11 protein-coding genes are annotated in these 16,974 nt (G+C 59.5%); 3 read left to right on the forward strand and 8 right to left on the reverse strand.

What is annotated here, in order from left to right:
• Positions 1–22 precede the first annotated feature (22 nt).
• Positions 23–3,979: a translocation/assembly module TamB domain-containing protein gene (locus AKL27_RS11465; protein ID WP_050462956.1), complete on the forward strand. Its 3,957-nt coding sequence runs from the start codon at positions 23–25 to the stop codon at positions 3,977–3,979.
• A 207-nt stretch (positions 3,980–4,186) separates the two neighbouring features.
• A complete protein-coding gene (locus AKL27_RS11470) occupies positions 4,187–5,275 on the forward strand; it encodes a fimbrial protein (protein ID WP_050462957.1) in 1,089 nt (362 codons plus the stop codon).
• Positions 5,276–5,305: 30 nt separating this feature from the next.
• On the opposite strand, the gene corA is transcribed toward AKL27_RS11470, so the two are convergent.
• The 3 genes from corA to AKL27_RS11485 are packed head-to-tail and all read right to left on the reverse strand — an operon-like array spanning position 5,306 to position 8,640.
• Complete coding sequence (gene corA, locus AKL27_RS11475; protein ID WP_050462958.1) at positions 5,306–6,286, reverse strand: magnesium/cobalt transporter CorA; 981 nt, start codon at positions 6,284–6,286, stop codon at positions 5,306–5,308.
• A gap of 18 nt (positions 6,287–6,304) precedes the next feature.
• Complete coding sequence (locus tag AKL27_RS11480; RefSeq protein WP_050462959.1) at positions 6,305–7,192, reverse strand: DMT family transporter; 888 nt, start codon at positions 7,190–7,192, stop codon at positions 6,305–6,307.
• A gap of 35 nt (positions 7,193–7,227) precedes the next feature.
• Entirely contained in the window at positions 7,228–8,640 is a 1,413-nt protein-coding gene (locus tag AKL27_RS11485; protein WP_050462960.1) for an MFS transporter, read from the reverse strand.
• A gap of 195 nt (positions 8,641–8,835) precedes the next feature.
• Between AKL27_RS11485 and AKL27_RS11490 the strand changes: the two genes are divergently transcribed.
• The gene (locus AKL27_RS11490; protein WP_050463007.1) at positions 8,836–10,737 is read left to right on the forward strand and encodes a chorismate-binding protein; all 1,902 of its coding nucleotides are present in this window, start codon (positions 8,836–8,838) and stop codon (positions 10,735–10,737) included.
• A 76-nt stretch (positions 10,738–10,813) separates the two neighbouring features.
• Here AKL27_RS11490 and AKL27_RS11495 read toward each other — a convergent pair whose 3' ends face one another.
• The 5 genes from AKL27_RS11495 to AKL27_RS11515 all read right to left on the reverse strand — a co-directional run bounded on the left by AKL27_RS11495 (position 10,814) and on the right by AKL27_RS11515 (position 16,921).
• Positions 10,814–11,971, reverse strand: coding sequence for an ABC transporter substrate-binding protein (locus tag AKL27_RS11495; protein WP_050462961.1), 1,158 nt, complete (start codon positions 11,969–11,971; stop codon positions 10,814–10,816).
• Between the two features lie 141 nt (positions 11,972–12,112).
• On the reverse strand, positions 12,113–13,480 hold the full coding sequence (gene gorA / locus AKL27_RS11500; RefSeq protein WP_050463008.1) for a glutathione-disulfide reductase: 1,368 nt from the start codon (positions 13,478–13,480) through the stop codon (positions 12,113–12,115).
• Between the two features lie 88 nt (positions 13,481–13,568).
• Positions 13,569–14,744 (reverse strand): ABC transporter substrate-binding protein, encoded by a 1,176-nt coding sequence (locus AKL27_RS11505; RefSeq protein ID WP_232310972.1) that lies wholly within the window; start codon positions 14,742–14,744, stop codon positions 13,569–13,571.
• A 77-nt stretch (positions 14,745–14,821) separates the two neighbouring features.
• Positions 14,822–15,778, reverse strand: coding sequence for a PDR/VanB family oxidoreductase (locus AKL27_RS11510; RefSeq protein ID WP_050462963.1), 957 nt, complete (start codon positions 15,776–15,778; stop codon positions 14,822–14,824).
• A gap of 108 nt (positions 15,779–15,886) precedes the next feature.
• A complete protein-coding gene (locus AKL27_RS11515; RefSeq protein WP_050462964.1) occupies positions 15,887–16,921 on the reverse strand; it encodes an aromatic ring-hydroxylating dioxygenase subunit alpha in 1,035 nt (344 codons plus the stop codon).
• Positions 16,922–16,974: the final 53 nt, after the last annotated feature.

A 16,974-nucleotide genomic window follows, 5' to 3' on the forward strand; every position in this document is an offset into this window, starting at 1 on the left:
AGTAACGTAAACAGAACCACGCATGAGCGCTCCGGAAAATCCAGCAACAGACGCCCCTACTCCTGCCCCGGCACCGGCGCCGCGCCGCGCGCGCACCGGGCGCCGGATCATCGGCGTGCTGCTCGGTGCGGTACTGTTGCTGGCGGCGCTGCTAGTCTGGGTAGTCCAGTTTGAAAGCGGTACCCGTCTGTTGTGGAATACCAGCGTCTGGGCCATGCAAGGTCGTCTCGCCGGCAACTTCGAGGGCGGCACGCTGGCCAGCGGCATTCGTGTGCAACAGTTGCGTTATCGCGATGCCAGCACCATCGCCACGATCGACAGCATCGCCGGCAGTTGGCATCTGGCGCTGACGGCACGCCGTCTGACCGTCAACTACCTGCACGTCGGCAATGTCGATCTGCAATTGCAACCGACGCCATCCGAGCCGACCACCCTGCCGGCTTCGCTGCGCTTGCCGCTGGCACTGGCGCTCAATGACATTACGCTGAAACAATTGCGTCTGCAGCAAGGCACCACGGTCACCGAACTGAGCGATCTGCAAGTGCATGGCGATTCCGATGGCGCGCGCCATACGCTGGTGCTGGACCGTCTGACCACACCCTACGGCAAGGCCAGCGCCATGCTGCATCTGGACGGCCAACAGCCGTTTGTCATCAGCGGCGGCGCCGAACTGGCCGGAGCGTATCAGCAAGAAAAATTCCAGCTTGCCGCCACCTTGTCCGGATCGTTGCAGCAACTCGGCATCCAGCTCATCGCCAGCGGCGACAAACTCAACGGCAGCGCCAATATCGTCGCCACGCCGTTTGATGCAGTACCGCTGCAACGCGCCGACATCGATCTGCAACACGTCAATCCGCACACCTTCAGCGCCTCGGCACCACAGGCAGATTTGCGCGTCACCGCCAAGCTGGCGCCGCTGCCGGGTCAGAGCGCGGCCTTGCCGGTGGCCGGCACGCTCAGCATCGACAACGCCATACCGGGCAGCATCGATCAGCAACGACTGCCGCTGATGTCGGCGCAGGCCGAACTGCATCTCGACAGCAGCGTACAAACCCTGAAGAACCTGCGCATCCGCCTGCTGCAAAACGCCAGCATCGAAGGCAGCGGCGCATACCATCCCGGGGCTGACGGCAAGGCCGGCGGCGGCGACTTCGCGCTGCAGATCGCCGGACTCGACTTGCATGCGCTGCATCAGCAATTGCAAGCGACTTCGTTGCGCGGCCCGCTGACCCTGAAGCTGACGCCAACGATGCAGACGGTGGCGCTGGCGCTCAGCGATCCGCGTTTCCGGGTACAACTCGACGGCACGCTGGAAGGCGACAAGCTGACGCTGCAACAGGCCCGGCTGGATGCCGGCAAGTCCCGCGTGCAACTCGACGGCAGCCTGATCACCAGCGGTGACATGCGCTATGCGGCCAAAGGCAAGCTCAGCAATTTCAATCCGGCCGACTGGATTCACGCCGCCCCGGCCAAAGGCAAAGCCGCAGCCAGGCAACCGGTCAACGCCAACATCAACATGGATTTCAATGCCGATGGCGTGCTGGCACCGGAATTGCAGGCGCAACTGGCGTTCCGCATTCATGACAGCAACTACGCGCAATTGCCGATGAGCGGCAGCGGCAATCTGAAGCTGGCCGGCCAACGTCTGTTGCCGAGCACTGCCAATCTGGACATCGCCGGCAATCAATTGCAGCTCAACGGCAGTTTCGGCGCGCCATCAGACCGCCTCAATCTGCATGTCAATGCGCCGCAACTGGCGCGTCTGGGCTATGGCATTTCCGGCCTGCTGCAACTGGATGGCCAGCTCACCGGCGCGCTGCAACGGCCGAGCCTGAAAGCCACTTATCGGGCCGAGCAACTGGCATTCGGCGTCCATCATCTGGCCAGGCTCAGCGGCCAGGCCGATATCCAGACCGATCTCAGCGCCGCCCTCGACTCCGCCAAAAACAAGTTGCAACTGAGCATCGCCGCCCAAGGTTATGCAGGCCCTGATGCCCGCCTCAAACAACTCGATCTGAATCTGTCCGGCACCTACGGCCAACACGCACTGACACTGCATGCGGATGGCAATGTGCATAACCGGCCGTTGCTGCTGGACGCTGCGGTGCACGGCAAACTGACGCAGAATAAAGGCGCGTATGGCTGGAGCGGCGCGCTCGACAAACTGGTCAATACCGGCTTCCCGCGCACCACGCTGGCAGCCCCCGTCACCCTCACGCTGGCGGCTGACGACATCAGCGCCGGCGCCGCGCAACTGACCATCGAACAGACGGCAGTCAACTTGCAGCATTTCAGTCTGCGTCAGGGCCGGATCGCTTCGGCCGGTGCGGTCAAGGCCCTCGATGTGGCGCGCCTGCTGCAACTGGCGCAAGACTTCGGCGTGGAAGAAATACCGTTCAAGAGCGACCTGATTCTCGACAGCAACTGGGACTTCGCGCTCGGCGAAACTGCCAGCGGCTTTTTCCAGGTGGCCCGCAAAAGCGGCGACATCCGTATCAATGTCAACAATACCGATGTCGCCCTCGGCGTATCCGATATCCGGCTGCGCGCCGATCTGCAAGGCAACCAGCTCAAGCTTGATGCCCACGCGGCAGCAGCCCGGATCGGCACCTTCGACGCCAAGGGTCAGGCCGCATTGCAGCGTCAGGGCAAGCTGCTGACGCTGACACCCGACGCCGCACTGCAAGCCCAGGCCGACTTGAATGTGCCGCAACTGAAATCGATCGGGGCGCTGCTGGGTCCGCAAATTTCACTCAACGGTGCGCTGGCGATGCAGCTCAAGGCCGGCGGCACCCTCAACAAGCCGGCGTTGTCCGGCGCCATCAACGGCGATGCCCTGGCAGTGACCTTGTTCGACCAGGGGATCCAGCTGAAAGACGGCATTGCCCGCATCGTCATGGATAACAACGTGATCGATCTGCGACAACTGGTATTCCATGGCGGCGACGGCACGCTGAGCGCCACCGGCAAGGTGCAACTGGGCGCCTCCAATCCGGATCTGAACGCCACCATCGTCGCCGACCGCCTGCAATTGTTCGCCAGTCCGGATCGCCGGCTGATGTTGTCGGGTCAGGCCAAACTGGCCAACGTCAACGAACAGTTGCGCATCGACGGCAAGTTCGTGGTCGACAAAGCCTTGTTCGATCTGCCGAAAAACAGTGCCCCCAAACTCGGTTCGGATGTCGTGGTGGTACGCAACAATGGCAAGGCCAAGACCGGTGCTGCCGCCAGCTCCAAGGAAAAACTGGAAGCCGCCACCGAAAAACCGGCCGGCCGCTTTGCGCCCTTCATGACCATCGCCGTCGATCTCGGCAATGATTTCCGCTTCCGCGGTACCGGCGCCGATCTGCTGCTGCGCGGCGACATGACCGTGCGCAGCGAACCTTACTCGCCGTTGCGCGCGACCGGTTCGATCTTTGTCGCCAACGGCACCTACGAAGCCTTTGGCACCAAGCTCAACATCGAGCGCGGCATCATCAACTTCCAGGGGCCGATCAGCAATCCCAACCTGAACATTCTGGCAATGCGCCGCAATCAGGACGTGGAAGCCGGGGTTGAAGTCACCGGCAACGCCAATCAGCCGCGCATCCGGCTGGTATCGGAACCGAATGTATCGGACGAAGAAAAACTGTCCTGGATCATGTTCGGTCACGGCAGCGACAGTTCCGGCCTCGGCCAAACCAATGCCGCCGCTCAGGCACTGGCCTTCCTCGGCAACATGGGCGGCAAGAAAATCGCCAAAGACCTCGGCTTCGACCAGTTTTCCATCGGCGCCAGCGAATCCGGCCTGACCGATGAACAAGTAGTCAATATCGGCAAGGCGATTTCGGAAAAGCTGTCGGTCGGTTACGAACAAAGCCTGACCGGCGCCGCCAGCATCGCCAAAGCCACGTGGCAGTTGTCGCGACGCTGGTCGGTGGTGGCCCGGGCCGGTGCCATCAATGGCCTGAACATTTTGTTCAACCGCAGATTTGATTAGCCACGCCTGTCATCCATCGCCGCGCAGGCGATATTGATGCGATGCGTGTTGCTCATGTGCAGCCGTTGATTCATCATCAGTGGGCTGCATCTGCCCCTTGTTTTCCTTGCGGAAACAACGCTGAGACGCCGCTGATTTCAGATTTTTCCTATATTTGAGCATGCAATATCCCGGCACTATGACCGTCAATTTAACGGGACTAGCGCCATGCAATTCAAAATATCATCTGCATTTTCTGTACTCGGACGGACTCGTCAGCGACTGGCATCGTTGCTGCCGGCGCTGCTGGTCTTGTGCCTGTGGCAAGGCGATGCACAAGCAGCATGCTCGCGTGCCGCCATCAATATCGTGCCGCAAGCACCGGCCCCCACCCTGACCTTCGATACCACGACGCCGCTCGGCACCGTGATTGGCAGAACCACGATTGTCACGCTGCCGGCCAATACCGTGCTCGGCAATTGCACCGGCGGTAGCGGTGCGATGTACATCACCGGCACACCGGATGGCGGCTATGCATTGATCGCCCCGGGTGCCACAGAGGAAAATCAGCGGGCCGTGCATGACGTGAACAACAAAGTCATTCCCGGTCTGGCCATGGTCCTGTATGTCACCTACAACGGTACCAGATACGCCATGTCCCGAGACAACCGCGCCGGCGATGCCGAGGTCTACACGGTAAAATGCAACCGCTGTTCAAGCATCAGTTCCAGCGCGTCGGGACTCAAGATCGAGGCCGAATTCATCAAGACCCAACACAGTTTGCAGACGGTCAATATGCCGCAAAGGACGGTTGCTCTGTTGCAATTCGATGCTACGCCGCCGGGTAACAATCTTAATTATTATCCGTTCTCGATGGCCGGCTCGAACACCAAAGCGAAAGCCAGTTGCAGGGTCAACTTCCCCGGCACCATTCAACTCGGCACCATCTCAAAAAACATATTGGTGCACGACGGCGGCAGCCCGGACCAGCGCGTGCGTATCACATTTGTCTGCGATGTCGCGCCGAAGCTGACGATGCGGATAAGTCAGGCGGCCGGCGCTGCCGCCGACAGCAAACGCGGCATCTTGAGCAATACCGATACCAGCAGTTCGGCAGCGCGGGGAGTCGGCGTCCAGATCCGGGCCGACGACGTTGCGCGCACACCGGTGGAGCTGGGCCAAGATCAGGATTCCGGCCTGCAAAGTTCAGCCAGCTTCAATCGGGATTTTTATGCGCGCATGGTGCCGCTGTCGACGCTCTCACCGACATCAGGATCGGTGCGTGCCCAGGCCGCGATTACGGCAACGTTTGACTGAACCGGCTGCAGCGCTCTGCCCGCGGCTCTTCTACAGCCAGCCCACCCGCTTGAGCCGCGCATACAGCCACATGCAGGAGCCGCCGATCCCCAGTAGCACGGCCGGATAACTCCAGTGCCAGTCCAGTTCCGGCATGTACTTGAAGTTCATGCCGTACAGACTGAACACCATGGTAGGGATCGCCAGAATCGCACCCCAGCCGGCCAGCCGCTTGACCACTTCATTCTGGCGAATGGTGATTTGCGCCAGATCGACCTGCATTGCCGCCGCCACCATTTCACGCAAGCGGTCACCGGTATCGATTACGCGCACCACGTGATCGTAGATGTCGCGGAAGTAGACCTTGCCTTCTTTGGTGATGATGTTTTCGTGGAAGCGCAGCAACTGGGTACAGACTTCCAGCAACGGTACCGCCGCCGAACGGATCTTGATCAGTTGTCGCTTGAGCTGGTACAAGTCCTGCAAATGCGCGCGTTCGGAATCGCGCTCAAACAGTTCTGCTTCAAACTTGTCGAAGCGTGCTTCGAGATCGTCCATGATCGGGCGATAATTATCGACCACGAAATCCATGATCGAATACAGCACGAAACTGGGGCCGCGGACCAGTCGGTCCGGCAGGCTCTCGCAATGCTCGCGCACCTTGGTGTAACTGCGCGAGGCGCCATGGCGGATGGTGACCACGAAACGGGCGCCAAGGAAAATATGGGTTTCGCCGAACACCACTTTTTCTTCCCACAGCTGCGCCGTTTGCAAGACCACAAACAGTGTGTCGCCGTATTCTTCGATCTTCGGCCGCTGATGAGCGGCGTAGGCATCTTCCACCGCCAGCTCATGCAGGTTGAATTCTTCCTTGATCTTGCGCATCAGTTCGACACTCGGCTCCAGCAAGCCGACCCAGACGAAGGTCCCTTCGTGTTCCAGCTCATCGCTGATTTCATCGATAGTGATATCGCGCAGTTTCTTGCCGCTCTTGTAGACCGTGCAATTGACGATCATATTGGCGTCGATCATGTTGTCCTGTCTCCGTTATCAGGAGCGGGCCGCTCTCTTGCGGACCCGCTGATTCAGCGTCTGCGCCAGAATCACCCCAAACAGGGTAATGCCGCCGCCCAGTGCGTGGTAGGCATGCAGCGATTCGCCCAGTGCCACCACCGCGATTATGACGGTAAATACCGGAAACAAGTTCATGAACATGGTGGCGCGGTTCGGTCCCAGGTGGGCTACGCCGCGCATCCACAGAATCTGCGACAAGATCGAGGCGGCGATGCCGGCAAACAGGATCAGCGGCAGATTGGCAGCCGTGATGGGCGAGGACGGCGCCAGCACAAAGCCCGGCACCAGCAGCACCACCGCAACCAATGTTTGCAGATACAGCAATTGCCAGGAAGGAATCGGCAGCGACCACTTGCGCAGCAAGACGCCATACAAGGCATAGGCCACGGTCGCCAGCAACATCAGGAAATCGCCCGGCACCACGCCGTTTTCGAACAGTTGCATGGGATGGCCCTGACCGATCAGGATCAGCAAGCCGAACAATGACAGCAAGCCGCCGCAGACGGTGCCGAGGCCCGGCGCTTCCCGCAGGAACAGGCTGCTCAGCAACAAGGTCAGCAACGGCATCAGCGAGGCGATCATGCCCATGCTGGTGGCCGAGGAAGTCGCCGCCGCGTAATAGGCCAGACATTGATACAACACCATGCCCAGCAGCGCCAGCACCAGTACCTGCGGTAAATACGGACGGATGGCGCGACGCTGACGCCATACCGGGCGCAACAGGAACGGCGTCAGGATCAATGCCGCCAGCGCCCAGCGATAAAACGAAATCGCCGCCGGCTCGATCAATCCGGCCGACAGCTTGCTGACGATGGAATTCATCGCCCAGATCAGAATGGCGCTGAGCGCAAGTAAATCATGCATGAGGAAGGTGGCGGTCTGGTTTGTTTTTTATTGGATTAATGCGCCGCATCGGCGGCACTCTTGTCGCGTCCGGTCAGTTCGGCACCGGCATTGGGCGGCAGACGCAGCAACATCGGCAGCGACAGTGCGGCGGCCATCGCCACCACCACAAATGCCGGCCAGAAGTCGGCCGCTACAAGGGTGGCGTGACCTTGGATCGAATTCGATACCTGCAAGGCATAACCGCCGAGCACCACGCCCATGCCTATCGACAATTGCTGCGCCACGCTGGCGATGCTGGTGGCCTGGCTCAGTTCGCGTTTATCGACATCGGCGTAGGAAATCGCGTTCAGGCTGGTGAATTGCAATGAACGGAAGCAACCGCCAATCAACAAGATGATCATCATCACCGAATACGGTGTGGTTTGCGTAAAGATGCCGATGGCGGCAATCGACAACACGCCGAACAAGCCATTAACCAGCATCACCTTGCGAAAGCCGTAGCGTTCCAGAAACCAGTAAGCAATGGTTTTCATGAACATCGAGCCGAGCGCCGAGGCGCAGGTCAGCAAACCGGAATGGAAGGCACTCAAGCCGAAACCCAGTTGCAGCATCAGCGGCAACAGGAAAGGAATGGCGCCGATGCCGAGCCGGAACAGCGAACCGCCGAACACGCCGGCCTGCAACGTCGGTATCTTGAGCATGGCCAGATCAATCAGCGGATGCGCAGTGCGGCGGGCATGCCAGACATAGACCATCAGCGACAGCGCCCCGAAAATCACGCACAACAGCGAAATATCGCCGGACACCAGATGGCGGCCGGAAGTCGCCAGCCCCATCATGAGCAAGGAACAACCCAGCGCCGACAGGATGAAGCCCGGCCAGTCGAGCGGCGCTACTTGCGCTTCCTTGTTGTTTTCAATAAAGCGCGTCGCCAGGTACAAGCCCAGAATGCTGATCGGAATATTGATGAAGAAAATCCAGCGCCAATGAAAATAGGTGGTGATGAAGCCTCCCAGCGGCGGCCCCAGTACCGGTCCGAACATGGCCGGCATGGTCAGGTAACTGAGCGCCTTGACCAGCTCTGCCTTTTCCACGCTGCGCAAGATCACCAGCCGCCCTACCGGCACCATCATGGCGCCACCGATGCCTTGCAGGAAGCGGGCCGCGACGAATTGCGGCAAGGTATTGGAAATGCCGCACAGAATCGACCCCAGCATGAAAATGCAAATGGCCGAGCGGAACACCGTCAGGGTCCCGAAACGGTCCGCCATCCAGCCGCTGATCGGAATGAATACCGCCAGGCTGACCAGATACGAGGTCAGCGCCAGCTTGAGTGAAATCGGATCGACTCCCATGTCGACTGCCAGCACCGGCAGCGAGGTCGAGATCACGGTGGAATCCATCTGTTCCATGAACAGGGCACAGGCGATGATCAGGGGGATAATGAGTGAACGCGGAAGAGCCATGTCTGGAAAAAGGAAAGCAGGACGTACTTGAAAGGAAACCGGACCTGGCTCCGGCCCGTTATATATGCCATGGTCATGCGGCACGGCAATGGCCGCCAGTATACCGTTTAAGCTATCATGCTGCCGGGCGCCGCCAACAGTTGCTGGCCGACCATTTCCCCGTTTCGTCAGTTTGCCAGGTTTGCCACGTTTGCCATGAATACTTGTTTTGCCCTGCTCGATGACCATACTGCGGACGCCAGCGCACCACGCTCGCGTTTGTATACGGAATGGCACAGCACCTTGCGTTGTGACGATGCCGCGCAATTACCGGTCATGCTGGCGCAGATGCAGGCGGCGTTGGGTCGCGGCCTGCATGCAGTAACACTGTTCTCTTATGAACTCGGTGCCCGGTGGCAACAGATTGCGCCCTACCCGGCCCCGGCGCCGGCAATACCGCTGGCCCAGGTGCTGCTGTTTTCACGCTGCCAGCGCCTGAGTACGGAACAGGTAACGGCATGGTTGCAGCAAGCCGGCCCCGACCACGATGGCGCGCCGGCCGGCATCGCCAATATCCGCGCCAGTGTCGGCCAGCAGGCATTCCACGACGCCATCGCCCGCATCCGCGCCTATATTGAAGCCGGCGATACCTATCAGATCAATTACACCTACCGTTTGCAATTCGATGTATTCGGCAGCCCGGTCACGCTGTACCAGCAATTGCGCGCACGCCAGCCGGTGCCTTACGGCGCACTGATCGCCTTGCCGGACGGCAGCAGCGTGCTGTCATTTTCACCGGAATTGTTTTTCCGTCATGCGCAAGGCGTATTGCGGGCGCAACCCATGAAGGGCACGGCGCCGGCAGCACCGGATCAGGCCGGCAGCGATGCTGAAAACCAGCGCCGTGCCACGGCACTCGGCAACGATGAAAAAAACCGCGCCGAAAACCTGATGATCGTCGATTTGCTGCGCAATGATCTGGGCCGCGTCGCCGTTTCCGGTTCGGTAGCAGTACCGCAACTGTTTGAAGTCCGGCGCTACGGCGAGGTGCTGCAAATGACCTCGACCGTGACTGCCCGTTTGCAACCACATATCTCATTGCATGACTTGTTGCGGGCGTTGTTCCCGTGCGGCTCGATCACTGGTGCGCCGAAACGGCGGGCGATGCAGATCATCCGCGAACTGGAAACACTGCCGCGCGGTTTGTACACCGGCGCCATCGGCTGGTTTGATGCGCCTGCCGGGACCGACGCAGGGACCGATACCGACACCGCGGGCGAGGCGATTGGTGATTTCTGTCTGTCGGTGCCGATCCGCACCTTGCATCTGCAAGCCGCACAGCACGGCGTGCGCAGTGGTGAAATGGGCGTGGGCGCCGGTATCGTGCATGACAGCGTGGCGGCCGACGAATATGCCGAATGCCGGCTCAAGGCCGCCTTCCTCACCGGTCTCAATCAATCGCTGCGCAGCAGCCAGCCGCTGAGCCTGTTCGAGACCCTCTACGCCACCCGTGAACACGGTTGCCGCCATCGTGATCTGCATCTGCAACGCTTGCGCACCTCGGCGGCTTACTTTGATTTTGCCTGCGATGTAACCGCGCTGCATGCCGCGCTGACTGAGGCTTGTGCGCAATTACCCGCCGGTGTGCCGCAGCGGCTGCGACTGGCATTGCAACATGATGGCGTGATGCAGATACACACGGCGCCACTGCCGCCGATAGCGGCCCAGGTCACTCTGTGCATTGCGGCCGACACCAGCGATAGCAACGATCTGTTTTTACGCCACAAGTCGACCCGCCGCGAACGCTATGACGCCGCCTGGCGGCTGGCAGAACAGCATGGCGCATTCGACATGCTGTTTTTCAATCAACACGGTGAGCTGACCGAGGGCGGGCGCAGCAATGTACTGTTGTCGCTTGATGGCCGCTGGTACACGCCGCCGCTGACAGCCGGTGTATTGCCGGGCGTAATGCGCGCGGTATTGATGGCCGATCCGCAATGGGCGGTACAAGAACGACGCCTGACCCGCGACGATCTGATCCGCGCCGACAGCATCATGGTGTGCAATGCCCTGCGCGGGGCCGTACCGGCCACCATCGACTGGGACCTCACACTCTAGCCGACGCACCAAAAGCAAAGCCGGATGCACATACGCACATCCGGCCCGCCCACCTCAAGATCGGTTCTGTTGCTATTTACTTCGGTGCCGAATCCAGCACCCACTTGCCATCTTCGACCCGCACGATCACGCGTGCCCGTTCATCGAGACCGGAGTGATCAGCGGTGGTCATGTTGAAGACACCGGCATTGCCCGGCAGATTCTTGATGTTTTCCAGCGCGTCACGCAAGGCGATACGGAATTCCCTGGTGCCCGGTTTGGCTTTCTTGCCGGCTTCCGGCAACGCACGTTCCAGCAACAGCAAGACGTCATAAGCCTGCGCCGCAAAATTGGAGCGCGAGTTCTTGCCGTACTTGCTTTCATACAAAGGCACGAACTTGGCGCTCACGGCCTTGGTCGCGTAATTGTCCGGCAATTGTTCCCACACCAGATTCGGACCGACCGGCAGATAACCGCCATTCAGTGCCTTGCCGCCCACGCGCAGGAAATCTTCGGTGGCAGCGCCGTGGGTCTGATAGATCTTGCCCTTGTAGCCACGTTCCTTCAATGCCACTTGCGGCATGGCGGCCGGAGTGCCGGAACCGGCGACGATGATCGCGTCCGGCTGGCTGGCAGTCACCCGCAGGACTTGCGCGGTAACGCTGGTGTCTTTCGGATTGAAACGCTCGACACCGGCCAGCTTGATCTTGTTCTGTTCCGCAAAGGCCTTGATTTCAGTCAGCCAGCTTTCGCCATAGGCATCGCTGAAGCCGATGAAACCGACAGTCTTCACACCATGATCCACCATGTGTTTGACAATCGCCGAAGCCATCAGCGAATCGTTGGCGGCAGTCTTGAACACCCATTTCTTTTTGTCATCCATCGGCGTCACGATGCGCGCCGAGGCGCCGAGTGCAATCAACGGCGTTTCGGTACCGGCAATCGCTTCGATGATCGCCAGCGATTGCGGCGAGGTCGAGGAACCGACGATCAGATCGACTTTCTCGTCCAGAAACATCTTGGCGTTCTTGACCGAGTTGGTGGTGTCGCTGGCATCATCGACTACTTTGAAATTGACGTCATAGCCGGCAATTTTCTTGGGAAACAGGGCGACTGAATTGCGCGCGCCAATACCCAAAATGGCGGCAGGGCCGGTGGTCGGCACGGTAACGCCGACATTCACAGTCTCGGCACGGGCGCCGATTGCCACGGCGGCAAGCATCAATCCAGACAGGCAGGTAGCACGCAGTCTCATCTCATCCTCATTATGGTTAATATGTTAGTGAATTAGATAACATATTAATTATGTCTGTCAAGCAGGAATCTTGAGACATCACTTTTCACCACGAGCGACGGCTGCCGCCAGCGGTAGCAAGAGCTTGTTTGCAGTGCAACTTCAGAGGGCTTGGCGCATGGTGACAAACTCCTCTGCCGTGGTCGGATGAATGCCGATGGTGCGGTCCAGCATTTTCTTGGTGATACCGCATTGCAACGCCGCCGCAAAACCCTGCAAGATTTCGCCGGCTTCGGCGCCGACCATGTGCATGCCGAGCACCACATCGCTGGCGGCATCCACCACCAGCTTCATGAATACCCGCTCATCGCTGCCGCTCAGGGTATGCCGCAGCGGCTTGAATTCACTCTTGAAAATAAGCACCGCCGCGTGTTGCGCCCTGGCCTGCTCTTCGCTCAAACCCACCGTCGCCACATTGGGATGACTGAACACGGCCGTCGGTACATGGCGATACAGATTGTCGTCAGCACTCACCGCCTTGCCAAACAATTGCGCCGCTACCTGCATGCCTTCGGCCAGCGCCACCGGCGTCAGTTGCAGGCGCCCGTTGACGTCGCCAATCACATCGCCGATCGCCAGCACCGAGGCCACGTTGGTACGAAAATCCGCATCCACCGCAATCGCGCCATTGGCGGTTTGCTCAATGCCCGCCTGCGCCAGCCCGAGGCCGTCGGTATTGGCGCGGCGGCCGGTGGCAAACAGCATGCAATCGGTGTGCAGCACGCGGTTGTCATTCAGTGTCACCTGTGTGCCGCTGCGGCCGGCGGCCATCGACGTTACCTGCGTTTGCAAACGAATGGTAATGCCCTTCTTTTGCATTTCGCGCGCCAGCACGGACCCGAGTTCGGCATCCATGCCGCGCAACAAGCGATCACCCCGATGCAACAACGTCACCTGACTGCCGAGGCCATTCAGGATCGACGCCAGTTCCACCGCGATATAGCCGCCGCCGGCCACCACTGCCCGCGCCGGCAAACCCGGCATGGCAAAGAACGCATCGGAACTGATGGCATGGCCGATACCCGGTAAATCCGGCATGGCGGGCTTGCCGCCGGTGGCGATCAGAATGTGGCGCGCGGTAATGTGTTTGCCACCGACACTGACCGTATGCCCGTCGACCAGCGTGGCCCGCTGAGCCATCAATGTCACGCCGGAATTGCTGAGCAAGCGCCGGTAGACATCATTGAGGCGGGCGATTTCGCGATCCTTGGCCGCACGCAAGGCTTGCCAGTCGAACGCCCGGATGCCGACGGTCCAGCCGTAGCCGGCGGCGGCGTCGAATTCCTGATGCATATGCGCGGCATATGACATCAGCTTTTTGGGGATACAGCCGACATTGACACAAGTACCGCCCAGGTATTGCTGTTCCGCCACGGCCACGCGGGTGCCATGACTGGCGGCAAAGCGGCTGGCGCGTACGCCGCCGGAACCGGCGCCGATGGTGAATAAATCGTAATCGTATTGCGGCATGCAGAGAATCTTTCCGGCGCACGCCACCGGAATCGGCGACGGACGCATGTTGCGTTGACAGGGTGTTGAGATTGATGTTGCGGCGGCCTTACTTCGGCAATGGCTCCATCACCCATTTTTCATTCTTGATCGACACCATCACGCGTGACCAGTCATCGAGTCCCGAATGATCGGCCGGCGTCATGTTGAAGACCCCGGAATTGGCCGGCAGATTCTTGATGTTTTCAAGCGCGTCACGCAAGGCGATGCGGAATTCACGGGTACCCGGCTTGGCCTTTTTCGCGGCTTCCGGCACTGCCCGTTCCAGCAACAGCAACACGTCGTATGCTTGCGCAGCAAAGGTCGAACGCGAATTCTTGCCATACTTGCTTTCATACAACGGCACATACTTCGCGCTCACCGCCTTGGTCGGATAACTGTCCGGCAATTGCTCCCACACCAGATTCGGCCCCACCGGCAAATAACTGCCATTCAAGACCTTGCCGCCGACACGCAAGAAATCTTCGGTGGCGGCGCCATGGGTCTGGTAAATCTTGCCCTGATAGCCGCGTTCCTTGAGCGCCGCATGCGGCATCACGGCCGGCGTGCCGGAGCCGGCAATCAATACCGCATCCGGATGCGCCGCGATGATTCGCAGCACCTGCGAAGTCACGCTGGTGTCCTTGGGATTGAATCGCTCGACGCCAACCAACTGGATCTGCCTGGCATCGGCAAACGACTTCACTTCCGACAGCCAGCTTTCCCCGAAGGCATCACTAAAGCCGATGAAGCCCACCGTCTTGACGCCATGCTCGCGCATGTGCCGGATGATCGCCGTGACCACCAGTGAATCGTTGGAGGCGGTCTTGAATACCCACCGCTTCTTGTCATCCATCGGCGTTACCAGCCGTGCCGAGGCGCCCAGTGCAATCAGCGGGGTATCGGTGCCGGCAATCGCCTCGATGATTGCCAGCGACTGCGATGAGGTCGACGAACCGACGATCAGATCCACCTTGTCATCGAGAAAACGCTTGGCGTTCTTGACCGAATTGGTGGTATCGCTGGTGTCATCGAGTATCTGGAAATCGACATCGATGCCGGCGATCTTCTTGGGAAACAGATTGACCGAATTGCGCGCACCGATACCGATGGTGGCCGCCGAACCGGTGGTCGGCACCGTCACGCCGACCTTGATGCCCTGCGCCAGTACACTGCCGCCGAGCAGCATGATGCCAAGTTGCGACCAGAGCAGCCGGCGCACCATTTTTTTTGCGGTTTGTCTCATCATTTCCTCGTTTTATATTTTAAGTTCTTATAGTCGGCGTCTTGCAACGCCATCTCCTCGCTGCTACTCCAGACCTGCTACAAATCCAGTGTCAGCGACGCCCCTTTGGCACGCGACACACAAATCATCATGCAATTGCCGGCCGCCTTTTCCGCTGCCGACAAGACGTAATCACGATGTTCCGGCTCCCCTTCCAGCACCTTGACTTCACAACTGCGACACATGCCTTCGCGACAGGAAAACGGCAAACAGAAACCGCTTTCTTCGAGCACGTCCAAGATGCTGCGGTCAGCACCGATTTCGATTTCGCGCCCGCTGCTTCCGATCTTGACGGCAAAGCTACCGGCTGCCCGGTCACCGCCGCCACTATCCGGCGGTGGCGCGAACCATTCCACAAATGCCGGATTGTTCGGATGTTCCTGAGCAAAACCGGTCACCGCTTCCATCACCGGTGCCGGTCCGCAGCAATACACCGGCACGCCGCCACCGAGTTTGCGCAATGCACTGCGGAAGTCACACAGACCCGCTTGCTCGTCGTCGAAATGCAGGTGAATGCGGTTGCGATCGAAGCCCATCAATTCATCGCAAAACGCTGCACGCTGCCGGCTGCGCGCCAGATACAGCAATTCCCAGTCGCGCTGTTCGGCGATACATTGGCGGATCATGGCCAGAATCGGCGTGATGCCGATGCCGCCGGCGACGAAGAACAACTTGCGATGATCGGCGGCCAGCGGAAAATTGTTGCGCGGCGCACTGATGCTGATGCTGGTGCCTTGCCGCAATTTTTCGTGGACCCACGCCGAACCGCCGCGACTGTTGGCTACCCGCGCCACGCCGATCTGATAACAGCCGCTGTCGCGCCAGTCATTGAGCAGCGAATACTGGCGAACCAGGCCGTTCGGCAAAAACAGATCGATATGCGCACCCGGCGTAAAGCGCGGCAAGGAGGCGCCGTCTGCTCGCCGCAATTCCAGCGTCACGATGCCCTTGGCCTCGGCCGCATAGCTGCTGACGATGACCTCGATTTTTTCCATGTCATTCCCATCGATAAGAAAGAATCAACTGCAAAAATTGGCATCCGCACTGCGCACGCCGGCCGCTGACGGTCGGGCGTTCCGGCACTGGGCGATGCCGCTGCCGGTTCATGCCGCGGCGCGTTCTTTTTTGATTTTCTGATCGACCACCCAGCGCAGATGCGACAACGCGGCATCAGCGGCAATCGCGCGCAACGGGAAAGCAGGATCGGCATCCAGCACTTCCTGCTGCTTTTCGATGATGGCCTTGTCTTCGTAAAAGCCTTCCAGGATACTGGCGCTCAGTGAACGCGAAATCTGATCGACGTCTTCACGCTGGTTATGCATATAGACCCAGAAAAAGTGTGTGGTGGTTTCACTTTCCGGCGTCATGGCCTGGAAATTGCGGAACGAGATCGAGCCTTCGCGATTGCCCTTTTCGATGCCGTTGCCAACCGGTGAAAAGCCCGACTCCAGAAAGAAGAATCCCGGCACCAGCATCTTCACCGTATTCCAGCGGTCCACCTTCGGCATATGCTTGACGAACTTGCGCACGAATGGCGGCAAGTCGCTGTTCAAATGGTATTTGGTCAGCTTGAAGCCATTTTCCAGCCGCTCCATCGGCGTTTGCGTCTGCTCGGCGATGTAGTTTTCCGAACCGCCCAGAGTATTGGTATGCACATACGCAATATGGTTGATGTCGGCCAGGTTGTCGGTGATCAGCTGATAATTCGATTTGTAATGCATGTAACCCGGCATGCCGTGCCACTCGGGATTGGTCAGGTATTCAAACTCCGGAATGTCGGCCTTGTTGGCGAGCGCCTTGTCGCCCATCCAGATCCACACCAGCCGCCCCACGGTTTCAACCGGATAGCTGCGCACCTTGAGGCTGGGCGGGATCGACTCCTGTCCCGGGATTTCAACACACGCGCCGGTGTTATCGAACAGCAAACCGTGATACATGCAGCGCACGCAATTGCCTTCCAGTCGTCCTTGCGACAATGCCGCACCGCGATGACAGCAGCGGTCTTCCATTGCCACCACGGCGTTGTCCGCGCCTTTGTACAACAGGATCTTTTCGTTGAGGATGGTGCGCGCCAGCAAGGCGCCATCGATCAGTTCGTAATCCCATCCGGCTACATACCAGGTATTTTTGATAAACATGTTGTCGTCTCCATTGAAAATCGTTTTTAGGTGTTCACGCCAGCCACTGCAAA

Origin of the sequence: Herbaspirillum autotrophicum (assembly GCF_001189915.1) — a bacterium.
Taxonomy (GTDB): Bacteria; Pseudomonadota; Gammaproteobacteria; order Burkholderiales; family Burkholderiaceae_D; genus Herbaspirillum; species Herbaspirillum autotrophicum.

Bases quoted from the DNA above. Each gene is read 5' to 3' on its own strand.
- AKL27_RS11480 (WP_050462959.1), bottom strand. From the start codon at position 7,192: ATGCATGATTTACTTGCGCTCAGCGCCATTCTGATCTGGGCGATGAAT.
- AKL27_RS11485 (WP_050462960.1), bottom strand. From the start codon at position 8,640: ATGGCTCTTCCGCGTTCACTCATTATCCCCCTGATCATCGCCTGTGCC.
- AKL27_RS11490 (WP_050463007.1), top strand. From the start codon at position 8,836: ATGAATACTTGTTTTGCCCTGCTCGATGACCATACTGCGGACGCCAGC.
- AKL27_RS11470 (WP_050462957.1), top strand. From the start codon at position 4,187: ATGCAATTCAAAATATCATCTGCATTTTCTGTACTCGGACGGACTCGT.
- AKL27_RS11505 (WP_232310972.1), bottom strand. From the start codon at position 14,744: ATGAGACAAACCGCAAAAAAAATGGTGCGCCGGCTGCTCTGGTCGCAA.
- AKL27_RS11495 (WP_050462961.1), bottom strand. From the start codon at position 11,971: ATGAGACTGCGTGCTACCTGCCTGTCTGGATTGATGCTTGCCGCCGTG.
- gorA (WP_050463008.1), bottom strand. From the start codon at position 13,480: ATGCCGCAATACGATTACGATTTATTCACCATCGGCGCCGGTTCCGGC.
- corA (WP_050462958.1), bottom strand. From the start codon at position 6,286: ATGATCGACGCCAATATGATCGTCAATTGCACGGTCTACAAGAGCGGC.
- AKL27_RS11515 (WP_050462964.1), bottom strand. From the start codon at position 16,921: ATGTTTATCAAAAATACCTGGTATGTAGCCGGATGGGATTACGAACTG.
- AKL27_RS11465 (WP_050462956.1), top strand. From the start codon at position 23: ATGAGCGCTCCGGAAAATCCAGCAACAGACGCCCCTACTCCTGCCCCG.
- AKL27_RS11510 (WP_050462963.1), bottom strand. From the start codon at position 15,778: ATGGAAAAAATCGAGGTCATCGTCAGCAGCTATGCGGCCGAGGCCAAG.